Source organism: Chryseobacterium indologenes, assembly GCF_018362995.1.
Classification (GTDB): Bacteria; Bacteroidota; Bacteroidia; order Flavobacteriales; family Weeksellaceae; genus Chryseobacterium; species Chryseobacterium indologenes_G.
The window spans coordinates 3,352,367-3,367,025 of record NZ_CP074372.1 but is presented as its reverse complement, the minus strand read 5'-3'; the positions used below and the strand labels follow the sequence as shown (position 1 = coordinate 3,367,025).

The following is a 14,659-nucleotide window of genomic DNA, read 5'->3' as shown; positions in this document are numbered from 1 at the left end:
TTTAATTTTTACAATAAAAAAATTACTTTTACCGGAAAGTATCACTTATGAAAAAAACACTTTTCTTTTTATTATTTTCGATAGTATTATTTGGACAGAAAACAGAAACGATTGATCTTTCAAAATCTATTAAAGACAGTAAAAGCTCTGTTAAAAGCCTTACGGTGATAGATCAGAGACCCAGTCAGGAAGTTGGCACAGTTATGTATCATAAGGACGAAGTGAAAGTTGTTTTTGAAAATAATGCCCGTAAAGACATAGAGGACTGGTTTTATAAATACAATCCTGAAAGAGGAAATAATGATCTGGTCCTATTGCTGGAAAGTTTGAATATTTCAGAAGACAAAAAAGAAAAGTACTCTATAGGAAAGCTTGAATTAAGAGCGAGTACATTCCTTAAAAAAGAAGACGGATATCATTTTATTGACAGAAAAGATACAATAGCAATAGTTTCATCCCGTACAACACCTTATCTGGCACAAAGTCTGGCAAGAAAAACAACTTTAATTCTTACTGATCTTTTTAAAGAATCCTATAAAGCTACCCCTTGGGAAATTAGTATTTCAGAAAATGATTTTCCTGACTATACCTCTGTATTAAAAGAAAAACTGAGCATTCTAAAAGCAAATGAACTTAAAGAAGGGGTTTACAAAGACTATTATAGCTTTTTTACTCACAATCCTGAACCTGGATTTACTTTGCAGGCTAATGATAAGGGAATCGTTACAAAGGCCGTAAAAGGAGCGGAAAAAACACCAATAAGACATTTTTATGCTTTTGTCTATAAGGGTATCGCATACAAAAATATTCCTGTGGGTTACACTGAGATTTTTAAAGATGAGAATGGGCTTTATATTGAAGTAACAAAAGCAGAACTGTTTCCTGAAACGGCAACAACCGGGGTTACAATTGGAGCAGCTGCTGGTGGTCTGATTGGTGGCGTTATTGGTGCAGTGATAGATGTCAGTTTATCAGGCAAGAGAAAGAATGCTGTAGGACCTAAAGTTTATCTTGATCCTTTAACTGGAAATTATCTGTTATCTGAAGACTTTGGCAAAACAAAATAATATTTGAAAAGTGGGAAAATTTTGCCTCTTTTCCTATTGTTATCTGTGTTTCAGTTAAAAGAAAGAATTAGAATGAAAAATTCTCTTGCATTTTCTTATCTTTGCAAATTACAAGATTCTTAAATGAAAAACATACGAAATTTTTGCATAATCGCTCATATCGACCACGGTAAAAGTACCCTGGCAGACCGTCTATTGGAGTACACGAATACGGTTACCCAAAGAGAACTTCAGTCTCAGACGCTTGATGATATGGATTTGGAGAAAGAACGTGGGATTACCATCAAGTCACACGCCATCCAGATGGATTATGAGTATAAAGGAGAAAAATATATTCTAAACCTTATTGATACACCGGGACACGTTGACTTTTCTTATGAAGTATCCCGTTCTATTGCTGCCTGTGAAGGTGCTCTTCTTATCGTAGATGCTGCACAGAGTATTCAGGCACAAACCATCAGTAACCTTTATTTAGCATTGGAAAATGATTTAACAATTATTCCTATTCTGAATAAAATTGACCTTCCGTCTGCCAATCCTGAAGAAGTAACCGATGAGATTATGAACCTTATCGGATGTGAATATGAAGATGTATTGAGGGTTTCTGGGAAAACAGGAGAAGGTGTTCATCATCTTCTGGAGCAGATCGTAGAAAGAATTCCTGCACCGGTAGGAAATCCTGACGGACCACTTCAAGCTTTGATTTTTGACTCGGTATACAATCCATTCAGAGGAATTGAAGCTTATTTCAAAGTAGTAAACGGAAGCATTTCTAAAAACGAGAAGATTAAATTTTTTGCAACCGGAAAAGAATATGGAGCTGATGAGGTAGGTACACTAAAACTGAAGCAGGTTCCAAAGAAAACAATTCAATGTGGAGACGTAGGATATCTGGTTTCAGGGATTAAAGATGCCCGTGAGGTAAAAGTAGGAGATACCATTACTTCTTTTGAAAAACCAGCTGATGGTCCGATTGACGGATTTGAGGAAGTAAAGCCAATGGTATTTGCCGGTATTTATCCAATTGATTCTGAGGATTTTGAAGAGCTTAGATTCTCGCTTGAAAAATTAAGACTGAATGATGCTTCTCTGGTTTTTGAACCGGAAAGTTCTGCTGCTCTTGGTTTTGGTTTCCGTTGCGGATTCTTAGGAATGCTTCACATGGAAATTGTTCAGGAACGTCTTGACAGAGAGTTCAATATGAACGTGATCACTACGGTACCGAACGTATCTTATTTTGGATATACTAAAAAAGAACCTGAAGTTCCGATTCTGATCAACAACCCGTCAGAAATGATGGACCCTTCAACGATGGATAGGGTAGAAGAACCTTTCATTAAAGCTTCAATCATTACAAAATCCGATTTCGTTGGAGCCGTAATGACTTTGTGCATTGAAAAGAGAGGTGAGATCGTTAACCAGAGTTATTTAACATCAGAAAGAGTGGAATTGATTTTCAATATGCCTCTTGCTGAAGTTGTATTTGATTTCTATGACAGATTAAAATCAATCTCCAAAGGATATGCTTCATTTGATTATCACCCGATAGGATTCAGAGCTTCCAAGCTTGTAAAAATGGATATCCTGATCAATGGTGATATGGTAGATGCATTGTCTTCATTGATTCACGATTCTAATGCTTATTACATTGGTAAAAGAATGTGTGAAAAGCTTCGTGAGCTGATTCCTAGACAACAGTTCGATATTGCTGTTCAGGCGGCATTAGGGACTAAAGTAATCGCAAGAGAAACGATTAAAGCCTTAAGAAAAGACGTTACCGCAAAATGTTATGGTGGGGATATTTCCAGAAAGCGTAAGCTATTGGAAAAGCAGAAAGAAGGTAAGAAGAAAATGAAGCAGATTGGTAGAGTAGAAGTACCGCAGTCAGCATTCATGGCTGTATTAAAACTGAATGATTAATTCATTATAAAAAAAAACCGCTTCGTCTGAAGCGGTTTTTTTTGTTTTATTTTTTACGGGTATACTTTATTTCCATTGTTTTATATTCTTTTCCGGTTTTGGAATCAGGACCATACATTTCCAGTTTTTGATTGTTATCATCTACAAATGTGAAAACCTCTCTGAAATCACAATCTTTGCCAGGTCTTGAAGGATCCGTCATTTTTCCCTTAAATTCAACTGATTTTGTAGAAGCATTCCAGTCTCCTTCGCTATGCATGATTCCGGTTCCCATATTGTCTATCCATGTGCTGACAAACTTCTTCTTTGCGTTGTCATATCCTACAATGCTCATCCCTTCAAAAGGCATTCCCATAAAGTTGCCTTTGTGATTCGTGATCTGATAACGTCCGCCATACATCATTTTGTTGGTAGCTTCGGATTTACTTACCATAGGTTTTCCTCCATTTTCCATCCACATTGTCGTTTCTCCGGTCCAGTTCCCATCAGATTTGGCCAGCATTTTTTGCATTTCTCCCGGAGTGGCATACTCCGTCCAGTTTTTCATAGCCGTTGCGGAATCTACAGGTTTCCATTCAGAATTTGCTGCAGTAGAATCTGTTTTATCAGAACCATTGGCAGCTGTTGTTTTTCCTTTTTCACATGCTGTTAATAAAAAAGCAACAGCAAGAATTGTTAATGCATTTTTCATAATAATTTAGTTTTAAGATGGTTAGAATAATAACTTAAAGATAGGAACTTTTATTATAACCGAAATTGTTTTTTAATTTGAGCATAAATCGTAGCTTTGTGTATTCGTAACGCAAATCAATTTATGGAGTCTCCAAAAAAATTACAGGATATAAAAGTGGCTGTAGATGCCGTTATTTTCGGATATTTTGATAAAAAAGATCTTCAGATCCTTCTGATTAAAAGAAATATTGAACCTTTTAAAGGCGGCTGGGCGCTGCCGGGAGGACTTGTGCTTGATGATGAAAGCGTAGATGACGCCGTAAAAAGAGAACTCTATGAAGAGGCAGGCATAAAGCCCGATTTTCTTGAACAACTCTATACATTTGGTAATCTGGGCCGTGATCCGAGGAATAGGGTGGTTTCTATAGCTTATCTAGGCCTTGTGAACCCATCGTATCATGAACTGTTCGCAGACTCTGATGCCGAAGATGCACAATGGTTTAGTATTAATAAACTTCCTTCAGTGGCATTTGACCACAAAACAATCATTGAGACTGCGTTAAAAAGGCTTCGTACTAAAATTCAATACCAGCCGATCGGCTTCAATCTTCTCAATGAAGAATTCCCTTTTTCAGACCTTGAAAACCTCTATAAAACAATTGTTGGACAAGAAATCGACAGAAGAAATTTCCGTAAGAAAATCATGAGCTACGGACTTCTGAATGAAACAAATAACGTTAAAAAAGAAGGCAGCGGAAGGCCCGGAAAACTTTTTACCTTCAATAAGGAAAAGTATAAAGAGCTTGAAGAGCAGGGTTTTTATTTTGAAATTAAATAGATTTCTAAACACAAACGCACAATTATCACTAATATTTATGACATTTTTAAAGCAATAATATAAAACATCAATTGAAAATATTCAATACGAACGGGCTTTAGCCCGTTTTTTTATGATCAATTCCATCGGCTTTAGCCTAAACATCTTAAAGATTTTTGCCTTTCGTGATAAAAATTTGTGTTATTCGTGTTTTATAAAATTAAATTTTTGTATCTGTAAATCAATTAATTATATTTATTAGCGTAAAATTAACACAAATAAATTTGGTGCAAAGACTGATATTATTTTAAATTTGTGTCAAAATAACGCAATCATGAAATACACCATACAAAATATTACAGAACGTTTTCAGAAGAAAGAAAGGATAAAGTTTCTCTTTTTCTGGGGGCACACCGCAAAGGATATTGTGACCAAATCATGCTTCAGCCAATGGTTTCCCGGAAAATTTGAAGAAAACGGGATCATATATAAAACGGCAGAACATTATATGATGGCCGGAAAAGCAAGATTATTTAATGATCCTGAAACCGAAGAAGAGATCTTGAAGGCTGCTACTCCTAACCAGGCAAAAGCTTTAGGGCGAAAAGTAAAAAACTTTGATCCTAAACTTTGGAATGAGCATAAATATGAAATTGTAACCCAGGGAAACTTTCTGAAATTTTCTCAAAATCAGAAATTTAAAGAATTTCTCTTGTCAACCGGAGATAAAACCTTGGTAGAAGCAAGTCCATATGACAGAATCTGGGGTATCGGAATGCTGGAAACCGATAGCAGGGCAGAAAATCCTTTGCTTTGGAACGGGGAAAACCTTTTAGGATTTGCTTTGATGGAAGTCAGAGACCAATTAAGAAAGTAAAAAACAACACCAACACAAAATAGGAATCATGGAAAAAATAGAACTGCACCCACAGATATTTCTGATTGAAGGTTTTCTGACCGAGGCAGAATGTGATCATTATATCAATCTTTCGCAGGAGAAAGTTTTTGAAGAAGCAAAAATCAATGTATTTGGACGCCAGCAGATGAATAAGGGAGTCAGAAATAATGACCGGCTGATGATCTTTGATGAAACCATGGCTGAAGATTTGTTTAAAAAAGCATCTGAATTTCTACCTTAGGAACATGATGGATATCAGCTTCTTAACTTCAATGAAATGCTCAGAGTTTATCGATATGCTCCCGGACAGCAGTTTAAAATGCACAGGGATGGAAGCTATATACGAAATGAAAGAGAGAAAAGTTCTTACACTTTTATGATCTACCTGAATGATGATTTTGAAGGGGGAGAAACAGAATTTGAAAACCTGTTTACAGTAGCTCCAAAGAAAGGGACAGCCCTTATTTTTCATCATCCTTTGAGACATGAAGGAAAGAGTTTGACCAGTGGACAGAAGTATGTTTTAAGAACGGATATCATGTATTCCAGAGATTAACCATTCTTAAAAAAGAAAGGCATTACTATGTCTTATTTAATTAGCGTAATATAAACACAAATAAAAATATTGATCATGGAAGATGAATTAAAACCCAGATTTATCGAGTCATTACAAAGAAATAATGATCAGATCAGAGAAGATAGAGCAAGGATCATCGGAGCAGATTCCGAATTGATCTACAGACGCAGAGTTGAAGATATCGAATTAAAAATCAAAAGACTCGAGCGCGAACAGGAAGGGCTTATTGATATCAGTCCTTTAGACAGAAACAGTTTGACTTTTGCGGATTTTAATCCCGAAGCATTTGTTCAGAAAGACATGGAATTATCATTAACAATCAGAAATCTGAATATTCAGCTTGAAGTAACCCAAAAGAGATTTGAATATTTATTTGGAAAAACACTATAGTCATGGGAAGTACAAGATATGATTTAGACGCTCGTTATGACAGAGCAAGAAAAGCAGGTTACGGAACAAAATCCGCGGGAGAAATTTTCACCCAGAATGCCAAAAGAATGGCCCACGAATCTATGAATCCTCACGGAATTTCTTTCAGAGAATCCAGAGATTCGGAAGTTCATCCCAACTCAGTTCCGATTATTTTGGGGCTGGATGTTACTGGAAGTATGGGACATATCCCTCATGAGCTGATCAGAGATGGATTGCCTAAACTGATGGGAGGAATTATTCAGGGAGGAGTTCCCGATCCGGCTTTACTCTTTCTTGGAATCGGAGATCATGAATGTGATGGCTATCCGCTTCAGGTAGGACAGTTTGAGTCCGGAGATGCAGAACTGGATATGTGGCTGACCCGCACTTATATTGAATCCGGTGGAGGAGGAAATGCTGGAGAAAGCTATCTGTTAGCATGGTATTTCGCGGCGTTCCATACCAGAACAGATGCCTTTGAAAAAAGAAAACAAAAAGGATTGCTGTTTACCGTGGGAGACGAACCTTGTTTAAAGACACTTCCTGCTTCCGCAATCAGAGAAATTATGGGAAAAGGACAGCAAACCTATACTCATCTTGAATTGCTCGAAGAAGTGAAAAAGAAGTATGAAGTATACCATATCAGTGTTTTACATTCAGACCAGGCACTGAGAGCAGACAGAGGATGGAGAGAATTATTAGGACAAAATTGTATCTCCATAGAAGATCACAGAGAAATTCCGAATGTTATTAAAGGAATCATCTGCGATAAATTTAAAAACTCAACCTTTGGAACAACAGGAACAGAAGGTTTAGATCAATTTAAAATGCTTTAAAACAGAGCCATTGCCATCAGGAAAATTAGAAACACAAATGATGATGGCAAAAGCTTTTAAAAAATAAAAAGGACATGAAAAAAGCGCAGATTGTAATTGGACTTGGTTTTGGTGATGAAGGGAAAGGAATTACCACAGATTTTCTGGCTTCTCAGAATCCTGAGGCGGTGGTAATCCGGTTTTCAGGAGGGCAGCAAGCCGCTCATACAGTGATGATTGATGATAGAAAGCATGTACATTCAAGCTTTGGAAGCGGTTCTCTTCGTGGATTACCTTCTTATTTTACAGAACATTGCACTATTCATCCGGTTTTTCTTCTCAATGAGAGAGAAGAATTAAAAACAAAGAACGGAAATATTGAACTGCATATTCATCCATTGGCAAAGGTTACGACTCCTTTTGACGTATGGCAGAACAGAACCAATGCAAGAAATCTGGAACACGGAACCTGTGGAAAAGGAATAGGAGCAACCATGAAAAGACATGAAAGTCCTTATAAACTATTTGCCATAGACCTGATTGCACCTAGAGAAATGCTGATGGAAAAATTAAAAGGAATCGCCTATTATTACGGTTTTGCAGATGAAAAAGAAGTTGATGAACTTTTACACCCTTTTTTAGAAGCTGTTGACAGCATTGATTGGAAAATAAATGATTATACCTGGCTTGCTTCATTCAATCATCTTATTTTTGAAGGAAGCCAGGGTATTTTACTCGATATGGATCATGGCGTTTTTCCCAATGTGACTTATGCTCATACCACTTCAAAAAATGCCTGCGAAATCTGTAAGCTTTTAAAAATTGAAGATATTGAGATGTATTATGTCACCAGAAGCTATTCAACCCGACATGGAAACGGCTGGATGAGCAATGAAAAACAAATGAACCTCAGAAATAATGAAGAAGAAACCTGTACATTTAACGAATACCAAAAGGAGTTGAGAACAGGACAAATAGATTATAACCTTTTGAATTATGCCTTAAAACTGGATGCAGCCTATGTATTTCCAAGTAAAAAGAATCTTGTTGTTACCTGCCTGGATCAGATTGATGAAGAATTTAAAATGGAAAATATCGATATAGAATTTGACGCTGTGTATGGATCTTATTCTCCGTATTCAAAAGATTTTAAACAGATTTTTAATTTCAAAAAAGGGAATCAGGAATAACATAAAAAAGCATTAGTTTTATATTAATGATAGAATAGAGAATGATTAATGATTGAGAAATAATAACCATGAAAATAATACAATATATAAAAGGAGATGCTACCCGTCCCAATGCCGAAGGAAATATAATAATTGCTCATATCTGCAATGATATAGGAGGCTGGGGAAAAGGATTTGTCACTGCCATTTCCAAAAGATGGAAACAACCGGAAAAAGAATACAGAGAGTGGTTTAGAAACAATAAAAATTTTAATCTTGGAGAAATCCAGATCGTTCAGACAGAGGATGATATCTGGGTATGCAATATGATTGCTCAGCATAAAATTATCACTCATTCAGAAGTTCCACCTATCAGATATGATGCTGTAGAAGAATGTTTATTAAAACTCGCGCATGAAGCTATCCAACAAAAAGCTTCGGTACATATGCCGAGAATCGGATGTGGATTGGCAGGAGGAAAATGGGAAGAGATAGAACCTATTATTGAAAGAACACTGCTTGCAAAGAATGTGGAGGTGTATGTATATGACTTTGAATAAATTAACAAGCAATGAAAGAATTTGAAATAAGAGCAGATTATAAAAATGATACTCTCATCGTTTACCAGGCTTATAATAAAGCCATTGCACAATCAGCCGTGGAGCATCAGAAATTTACCGCTCCTTTTTCATTCAACAGGATGACCTGGATAAAGCCTTCTTTTCTTTGGATGATGGAACGCAGTAACTATGGACAGAAACCCAATCAGGAATGTACTTTGGCAATACATATTAAAAGAGAAGCCTGGGAGAAGGCTTTGAGCAAAGCGATTCTTACTTCACCAGAAAAAAGGGTCTATCCCGATCCCCGAAATTGGAAAAAAGATTTTGAAAATGCAGAGGTTTATGTGCAGTGGGATCCTGAAAGGAATATTAAAGGGACAAAACTGAATTACCGTTCCATTCAGGTCGGGATTAGCCGATCGCTGATTGAGGAATTCAATGAAGAATGGATTGTAAAAATAGAGGATTATACTCCTTTGGTTAAGAAAATCCTGAATCTTACCAAATCGGGAGAATTTGACAAGGCAAAGAAACTGCTGCCTGTAGAAAAAAACTATCCTCTGTCAAAAGAACTGGCTCACAGAATTGGGGCCTCAGTGTAATAAAAAAAAAACAAAACATCATGAAAACAACAACATTATACAGACCAGTAGGAGAAAAAGAAATGATATTGATTATGGAGAGTGGATTTAAAAAATTTCCTCCAAGACTGGAATGGCAGCCCATTTTTTATCCTGTTCTTAATGAAGAATATGCTTCAGAGATTGCTGAAAAATGGAATACCAGAGACGAAGCCGGAAATTATCTTGGTTTTGTAACCCGGTTTGAGGTGTTGGAAGAAGTAGCGGATCAATATCCTGCACAAAATGTTGGAGCCAGGAACCACAATGAATTATGGGTCCCTTCCGAAGAGCTGGACAGTTTTAATGAAGCGATTGTAGGCGATATCAAGGTAACTAAAGTATTTATAGGAGGTGATTTTAAGAAAGCCGGGAATACTGGATTGGAAGACTTGATGTTAAACATAAAAAAACTAACAATGACAAATAAAGGAATGGCAAAAGATACTTTAGATATCCTTGCCAAAAAATATTATATAAACGAAAACAACGAAAAAATAAATATAGAAAACGAACTGGAAATCAGTAAAAAAGAAACCGTTCTTTTCAGTCCGGAACAACTTTCTGAAATGAAAGAATATCCGTTGCCTGAAATCAGTTTTGAAACAAAAATTGAAACATGGAAGTGCAGTTCTTTAAAAGCAATTTTACAATTAGCCGAAGAAGAAAATCAGGAGAAAATCATGTGTCTGAACTTTGCATCAGCAAAAAATCCGGGTGGCGGATTTATCAACGGTGCCGAAGCTCAGGAAGAAAGCCTGGCAAGAACTTCAGGTTTATATGAAAGCTTACTTGAGGCATGGGATTATTATACGATTCATCGTGCAATGGAATCCTGTTTTTATACGGATACAATGATTTACAGCCCGAAAGTTCCGGTTTTCAGGAAAGATAAGGGAGAATTGCTGTCTAAACCCATTTTGTGTAATTTCATTACCTCTCCGGCAGTCAATGCAGGAGTGCTAAAACGTCAGGAACCACAAAGAGCAAATGAAATCCTCGGTGCTATGGATCTCAGGATGGATAAAATGCTTTCACTTGCTTTACATCAGGGAAATGAAGTCTTAATCTTGGGTGCTTGGGGATGTGGTGTTTTCAAAAATGATCCAAATGAAATTGCAGGATTATTCAGGAAATATATCCAGGGAAAATATAAAAATAAATTTAAAAGAGTGGTTTTCGCTGTACTTACGAAGAAAGAAGAAATGCTGAAACCATTTGAAGAAATACAATGAAAATCAAGCTAAAAAAATATAAAGAACAATTACAAAACTGGCCTCAACAAGGACATCATATCATGGCTCAATATGATGATGAAAAAATTATAGTATACCAATCCTATAGAAAAGAGATAGGAGAGTTTGCTGTTAAAAACCAATTCTTTGGCGGAGCTTTTAGTCTCGAAAGAATGACATGGATAAAACCTAATTTTCTCTGGATGATGTATCGCAATGGTTGGGGAAGAAAAGAAGGCCAGGAAAGTGTTCTTGCGATTCATTTGAAAAAAGAAGCATTTAGAAAATATCTGGAAAATGCAGTATATTCTTCTTACAATAAAAAGCTTGGAATCTCAAGAGAAGAATGGCAGGATCGGGTGAAATCATCATCAGTGAGACTGCAGTGGGATCCGGATCATGATCCTTTTGGAAATAAACTGGAACGACGAGCCATACAGATTGGCTTGCGGAAGGAATTTATTAAGTCTTTTGCTAAGGATGATATTCTTCTGATTGAAAATATTTCAGATTTCGTGGCAGAACAATATCGGTTTGTATTGAACGATGATCTAGATAATCTGATTATTCCTGAGGAAAAACCCTTATTATTTGATGACGAGGGTTTAAATAAAAAACTCAACTTAAGATGAAAATTGAATTAATAAAAGGAGACATCACAAAAACCCAAGCTGATGCAATTGTCAACGCTGCTAACTCATCCTTACTTGGTGGAGGCGGTGTAGATGGAGCTATTCATAGAGTGGGAGGATCACAGATATTGGAAGAATGTGTTGCCATCAGAAATAGACAAGGAAAATGCAAAACGGGAGAAGCTGTAGTAACAAATGCAGGAAATCTCCCTGCAAAATATGTTATTCATACAGTAGGCCCAGTTTGGAACGGTCACGAAGAAAAGGAATCAATGCTTCTGGCAAACTGTTATCATAATTCTTTGAATTTAGCAGAAAGTCTTGGTGTGAAGACGATTGCTTTTCCTAATATTAGTACAGGAGTCTATAGATTTCCAAAAGAATTGGCAGGAAAAATTGCAGTAGATGAGGTCAGAAAATTTCATTCAGATAGTATTGAGACAGTTATTTTTGTCTGTTTTGATGATGAAAATGAAAAGATTTATAAAGACCTTTTACAGCTGTGAAAAAATATAATTTCAGATTCGTAGATCAACCTGAAGATCCTAATGTGGGATTGGAAAATCAAGAAATTGATTTTCTTCAGAAAGAATTGAACCTGCAGTTTCCTGAAAATTATATTTATTATCTTCAACATGCTGGAAGAAAATCAAATGTTTTCCCAATGGAAAATGATATCGTAAAGCTGAAAAAATATCAAAGTCAATTTAAGGAAGCTTTGAAGCAAAGAGACTTATTGAGCACTGAACGTCTTTTTTGTTTCCAGTATAATATGGAGTATGAACCTCTGGTCGGACAGGATTTTGAAACCTTTTATTTTTTCAATTTATCAGATCCTAAATCTCCCGATCTGTATATTTTTGGAGACTTTATAACCAATTTCGACTGGTTGGGATATGATAAAGAGCTTACGAATAAAGAAAATTTTGTAGATTTTATCAATCATAAAACGAAAGACAAATTTGGGCCAAAACGACTTAAAAGAATAGGAAATACCCTTTTAGGGATTCTGTTAGCTCCTTTTATTATAATCGTGCTGACTATTGTTGCGGTCCAGGTGTTAATAGAAAAAATTAAAAACCAATGAAAAAACTAACCATATTAAGCGGTGCCGGAATCAGTGCCGAAAGCGGAATAAAAACTTTCAGAGACGGAGACGGTCTTTGGGAAAATCATAATGTAACGGATGTGGCAAGTCCGGAAGGATGGAGAAAAGACAGAGCTCTGGTTCTTGAATTTTACAACCAGAGAAGACGCCAGCTGCATGAAGTACAGCCCAACGAAGCGCATCACTTACTGGCAGAGTTGGAAAAACATTTCGATGTTCAGATCATTACCCAGAATATTGATGACCTTCACGAAAGAGCTGGATCTACCAATATCCTTCATATTCACGGAGAATTGTTCAAATCATGTTCATGCAACAATAAAAACTTGATTTATGACCAAAAAGAGGACATCAATATCGGTGACAAAGCAGAAGATGGGGCGCAGTTAAGACCTTTTATCGTTTGGTTTGGAGAAGATGTTCCTTTATATCAAACGGCAAGAGAAATTGTGAAAGAATCTGATATTCTGCTGGTAATCGGAACTTCTTTGCAGGTATATCCTGCAGCTGGATTGATTCATGATATTAAAGACGACTGCCTTTTAATCGTTATCAATCCTAATGAAACAGGATTTGGATACGGACAGAGAGCTGTTGTTATGAAAGAAACAGCAACCCAGGGAATGAAACTGCTGTTCGATAAACTGGTAAACCTTGCCTGATGAAAAATAAAGTAAAAGCAGGAATCATGGGCGTTTGCATAGGAGACGCCCTTGGTGTTCCTGTAGAATTCAAAAAAAGAGAAGATTTAAAACGTTTTCCGGTAACAAAAATGCTGGAATACATGTCCTGGAATCAGCCCAAAGGAACCTGGAGTGATGACAGCTCTCTTACACTCTGTCTTGCTGAAGAACTTACCAAAGGGTATGACTTGGAAAAGATCGGGCAAAGCTTTGTAAAATGGAATAAATATGGTCACTGGACTGCCCATGGGAGACTTTTTGATATTGGTGGAACAACAAGGCATGCTCTGGCGAGGTTAATTAAAGGGGAAAGTGCGAGATTTTCAGGAAATATTTTTGAAGAAGACAATGGGAATGGCTCTTTAATGAGGATTCTTCCTCTTGCTTTTTATCTTGAAAGCGAAGATGATATTCAAAAGCTTTATCTTACGGTAAAAGAAGTCTCAGCAATAACTCACGGTCACTTCCGTTCTGTTTTTGCTTGTTTCATCTACGTACTTTTTGCGATCGAATTATTAAAAGGCAAGGACAAAACAGAAGCATATACCTATACACAAAAAACAGCGTTGAAATGTGCTGATGAACAAGGCTTTAACCCAAAAGAAATTGAACTTTTTAATAGAGTTTTAATAAATGATATTTCCGGATATCCTGAAGATGAAATCAGAAGTGGAGGTTATGTCCTTCACAGCCTGGAAGCTTCTCTATGGTGTTTTCTCAATTCAGAAAGCTATTCTGAAGCAGTTTTGAAGGCAGTCAACCTCGGAGAGGACACCGATACGACAGGAGCCATTACAGGGGGAATTGCCGGAATTTATTATGGATATGAAAATATTCCTGAAGAATGGATTGCTGAGCTGGTGCGAAAGGATGATATTGAAGCATTGTGTGAGAAATTACACCAAAAAAATGAATTAAAACTCAAACCATGAACGAAATAGAAAAGAAAAAAATAAGTAAATTTTTAAGCCTGATCTTACGCCATCAGCCGGAAAGCATTGGACTTTCGCTGGATGAAAACGGCTGGGCAGATATAGAAGAGCTGAGAGCAAAATCAGCAAAGAAAAGAATATATTTTACTCCCGAAGAATTGGATGAAGTAGTAGAAACCAATAATAAGAAACGCTTTGCTTTTAATGAAGATAAAACCATGATCAGAGCAAGTCAGGGACATTCTATTGATATAGATCTGGCTTTGGAAACAAAACAGCCACCTGAATTTCTTTATCACGGAACTGCAGAAGCCAATATCAGATCCATTTTGGAAAATGGAATAGAAAAAAGAACCCGTCAGCATGTACACTTAAGCGCTGATAAAGAGACCGCTACAAAGGTCGGAATGAGACACGGAAAGCCTGTGATTCTTACGATCAGAACCGGAGCAATGCATCAGGATGGATTATCTTTCTATCAGTCTGCAAACGGAGTCTGGCTCACCGATTTTGTAGATGCAAAATACATTTCTAAGTAAA

Annotated in this window: 19 protein-coding genes; 18 read left to right on the top strand and 1 reads right to left on the bottom strand. The window is 36.6% G+C overall.

Going from position 1 to position 14,659, the window contains the following annotated elements; all coding sequences use genetic code 11:
* The first annotated feature begins 47 nt into the window (after positions 1-47).
* Both DYR29_RS15210 and lepA read left to right on the top strand, forming a co-directional pair.
* A complete protein-coding gene (locus DYR29_RS15210) occupies positions 48-1,067 on the top strand; it encodes a hypothetical protein (RefSeq protein WP_213277529.1) in 1,020 nt (339 codons plus the stop codon).
* A gap of 123 nt (positions 1,068-1,190) precedes the next feature.
* Positions 1,191-2,987 carry a translation elongation factor 4 gene (gene lepA / locus DYR29_RS15205; protein ID WP_047422022.1) on the top strand — a complete coding sequence of 599 codons (1,797 nt, stop codon included), beginning with the start codon at positions 1,191-1,193 and terminating at the stop codon, positions 2,985-2,987.
* Positions 2,988-3,033: 46 nt separating this feature from the next.
* Here the strand turns inward: lepA and DYR29_RS15200 are convergent, their stop codons facing one another.
* Positions 3,034-3,678 (bottom strand): DUF1579 domain-containing protein, encoded by a 645-nt coding sequence (locus tag DYR29_RS15200; protein WP_213277528.1) that lies wholly within the window; start codon positions 3,676-3,678, stop codon positions 3,034-3,036.
* Positions 3,679-3,801: 123 nt separating this feature from the next.
* On the opposite strand from DYR29_RS15200, the gene DYR29_RS15195 reads away from it, so the two are divergent.
* The 16 genes from DYR29_RS15195 (at position 3,802) to DYR29_RS15120 (ending at position 14,658) form a co-directional block, all read left to right on the top strand.
* Complete coding sequence (locus DYR29_RS15195; RefSeq protein WP_047380037.1) at positions 3,802-4,497, top strand: NUDIX hydrolase; 696 nt, start codon at positions 3,802-3,804, stop codon at positions 4,495-4,497.
* A gap of 313 nt (positions 4,498-4,810) precedes the next feature.
* Positions 4,811-5,353, top strand: a complete 543-nt coding sequence (locus DYR29_RS15190; protein WP_213277527.1) for an NADAR family protein — start codon at positions 4,811-4,813, stop codon at positions 5,351-5,353.
* A gap of 28 nt (positions 5,354-5,381) precedes the next feature.
* Positions 5,382-5,615 carry a hypothetical protein gene (locus DYR29_RS22850; protein ID WP_249413513.1) on the top strand — a complete coding sequence of 78 codons (234 nt, stop codon included), beginning with the start codon at positions 5,382-5,384 and terminating at the stop codon, positions 5,613-5,615.
* A gap of 36 nt (positions 5,616-5,651) precedes the next feature.
* The gene (locus DYR29_RS22845; protein WP_249413512.1) at positions 5,652-5,930 is read left to right on the top strand and encodes a 2OG-Fe(II) oxygenase; all 279 of its coding nucleotides are present in this window, start codon (positions 5,652-5,654) and stop codon (positions 5,928-5,930) included.
* Positions 5,931-6,005: 75 nt separating this feature from the next.
* Positions 6,006-6,341: a hypothetical protein gene (locus tag DYR29_RS15180; RefSeq protein ID WP_034693999.1), complete on the top strand. Its 336-nt coding sequence runs from the start codon at positions 6,006-6,008 to the stop codon at positions 6,339-6,341.
* Between the two features lie 2 nt (positions 6,342-6,343).
* Positions 6,344-7,198, top strand: coding sequence for a hypothetical protein (locus DYR29_RS15175; RefSeq protein WP_213277526.1), 855 nt, complete (start codon positions 6,344-6,346; stop codon positions 7,196-7,198).
* A gap of 74 nt (positions 7,199-7,272) precedes the next feature.
* On the top strand, positions 7,273-8,367 hold the full coding sequence (locus DYR29_RS15170; protein WP_213277525.1) for an adenylosuccinate synthetase: 1,095 nt from the start codon (positions 7,273-7,275) through the stop codon (positions 8,365-8,367).
* Between the two features lie 68 nt (positions 8,368-8,435).
* Complete coding sequence (locus DYR29_RS15165) at positions 8,436-8,906, top strand: macro domain-containing protein (protein WP_213277524.1); 471 nt, start codon at positions 8,436-8,438, stop codon at positions 8,904-8,906.
* 11 nt (positions 8,907-8,917) lie between these two features.
* Positions 8,918-9,511, top strand: coding sequence for a DUF4291 domain-containing protein (locus tag DYR29_RS15160; RefSeq protein WP_213277523.1), 594 nt, complete (start codon positions 8,918-8,920; stop codon positions 9,509-9,511).
* 20 nt (positions 9,512-9,531) lie between these two features.
* A complete protein-coding gene (locus DYR29_RS15150; protein ID WP_249413511.1) occupies positions 9,532-10,764 on the top strand; it encodes a TIGR02452 family protein in 1,233 nt (410 codons plus the stop codon).
* A complete protein-coding gene (locus tag DYR29_RS15145; RefSeq protein ID WP_213277522.1) occupies positions 10,761-11,396 on the top strand; it encodes a DUF4291 domain-containing protein in 636 nt (211 codons plus the stop codon). The genes DYR29_RS15150 and DYR29_RS15145 overlap by 4 nt, the downstream gene beginning before the upstream one ends.
* Positions 11,393-11,902, top strand: a complete 510-nt coding sequence (locus DYR29_RS15140) for an O-acetyl-ADP-ribose deacetylase (RefSeq protein WP_213277521.1) — start codon at positions 11,393-11,395, stop codon at positions 11,900-11,902. The genes DYR29_RS15145 and DYR29_RS15140 overlap by 4 nt, the downstream gene beginning before the upstream one ends.
* Positions 11,899-12,483, top strand: coding sequence for a hypothetical protein (locus DYR29_RS15135; RefSeq protein WP_213277520.1), 585 nt, complete (start codon positions 11,899-11,901; stop codon positions 12,481-12,483). Before DYR29_RS15140 ends, DYR29_RS15135 begins: the two co-directional genes overlap by 4 nt.
* Positions 12,480-13,166, top strand: a complete 687-nt coding sequence (locus DYR29_RS15130; RefSeq protein ID WP_142717498.1) for an SIR2 family NAD-dependent protein deacylase — start codon at positions 12,480-12,482, stop codon at positions 13,164-13,166. The genes DYR29_RS15135 and DYR29_RS15130 overlap by 4 nt, the downstream gene beginning before the upstream one ends.
* A complete protein-coding gene (locus DYR29_RS15125; protein ID WP_213277519.1) occupies positions 13,166-14,119 on the top strand; it encodes an ADP-ribosylglycohydrolase family protein in 954 nt (317 codons plus the stop codon). The genes DYR29_RS15130 and DYR29_RS15125 overlap by 1 nt, the downstream gene beginning before the upstream one ends.
* Positions 14,116-14,658, top strand: a complete 543-nt coding sequence (locus tag DYR29_RS15120; protein WP_213277518.1) for an RNA 2'-phosphotransferase — start codon at positions 14,116-14,118, stop codon at positions 14,656-14,658. Before DYR29_RS15125 ends, DYR29_RS15120 begins: the two co-directional genes overlap by 4 nt.
* The last annotated feature ends 1 nt before the right edge of the window (position 14,659 follow it).

Coding starts and splice junctions, on each gene's coding strand:
- DYR29_RS15145 (WP_213277522.1), top strand. CDS start 10,761: ATGAAAATCAAGCTAAAAAAATATAAAGAACAATTACAAAACTGGCCT.
- DYR29_RS22850 (WP_249413513.1), top strand. CDS start 5,382: ATGGAAAAAATAGAACTGCACCCACAGATATTTCTGATTGAAGGTTTT.
- DYR29_RS15190 (WP_213277527.1), top strand. CDS start 4,811: ATGAAATACACCATACAAAATATTACAGAACGTTTTCAGAAGAAAGAA.
- DYR29_RS15170 (WP_213277525.1), top strand. CDS start 7,273: ATGAAAAAAGCGCAGATTGTAATTGGACTTGGTTTTGGTGATGAAGGG.
- DYR29_RS15140 (WP_213277521.1), top strand. CDS start 11,393: ATGAAAATTGAATTAATAAAAGGAGACATCACAAAAACCCAAGCTGAT.
- lepA (WP_047422022.1), top strand. CDS start 1,191: ATGAAAAACATACGAAATTTTTGCATAATCGCTCATATCGACCACGGT.
- DYR29_RS15180 (WP_034693999.1), top strand. CDS start 6,006: ATGGAAGATGAATTAAAACCCAGATTTATCGAGTCATTACAAAGAAAT.
- DYR29_RS15150 (WP_249413511.1), top strand. CDS start 9,532: ATGAAAACAACAACATTATACAGACCAGTAGGAGAAAAAGAAATGATA.
- DYR29_RS15120 (WP_213277518.1), top strand. CDS start 14,116: ATGAACGAAATAGAAAAGAAAAAAATAAGTAAATTTTTAAGCCTGATC.
- DYR29_RS15125 (WP_213277519.1), top strand. CDS start 13,166: ATGAAAAATAAAGTAAAAGCAGGAATCATGGGCGTTTGCATAGGAGAC.
- DYR29_RS15200 (WP_213277528.1), bottom strand. CDS start 3,678: ATGAAAAATGCATTAACAATTCTTGCTGTTGCTTTTTTATTAACAGCA.
- DYR29_RS15160 (WP_213277523.1), top strand. CDS start 8,918: ATGAAAGAATTTGAAATAAGAGCAGATTATAAAAATGATACTCTCATC.
- DYR29_RS15175 (WP_213277526.1), top strand. CDS start 6,344: ATGGGAAGTACAAGATATGATTTAGACGCTCGTTATGACAGAGCAAGA.
- DYR29_RS15165 (WP_213277524.1), top strand. CDS start 8,436: ATGAAAATAATACAATATATAAAAGGAGATGCTACCCGTCCCAATGCC.
- DYR29_RS15210 (WP_213277529.1), top strand. CDS start 48: ATGAAAAAAACACTTTTCTTTTTATTATTTTCGATAGTATTATTTGGA.
- DYR29_RS15130 (WP_142717498.1), top strand. CDS start 12,480: ATGAAAAAACTAACCATATTAAGCGGTGCCGGAATCAGTGCCGAAAGC.
- DYR29_RS22845 (WP_249413512.1), top strand. CDS start 5,652: ATGCTCAGAGTTTATCGATATGCTCCCGGACAGCAGTTTAAAATGCAC.
- DYR29_RS15195 (WP_047380037.1), top strand. CDS start 3,802: ATGGAGTCTCCAAAAAAATTACAGGATATAAAAGTGGCTGTAGATGCC.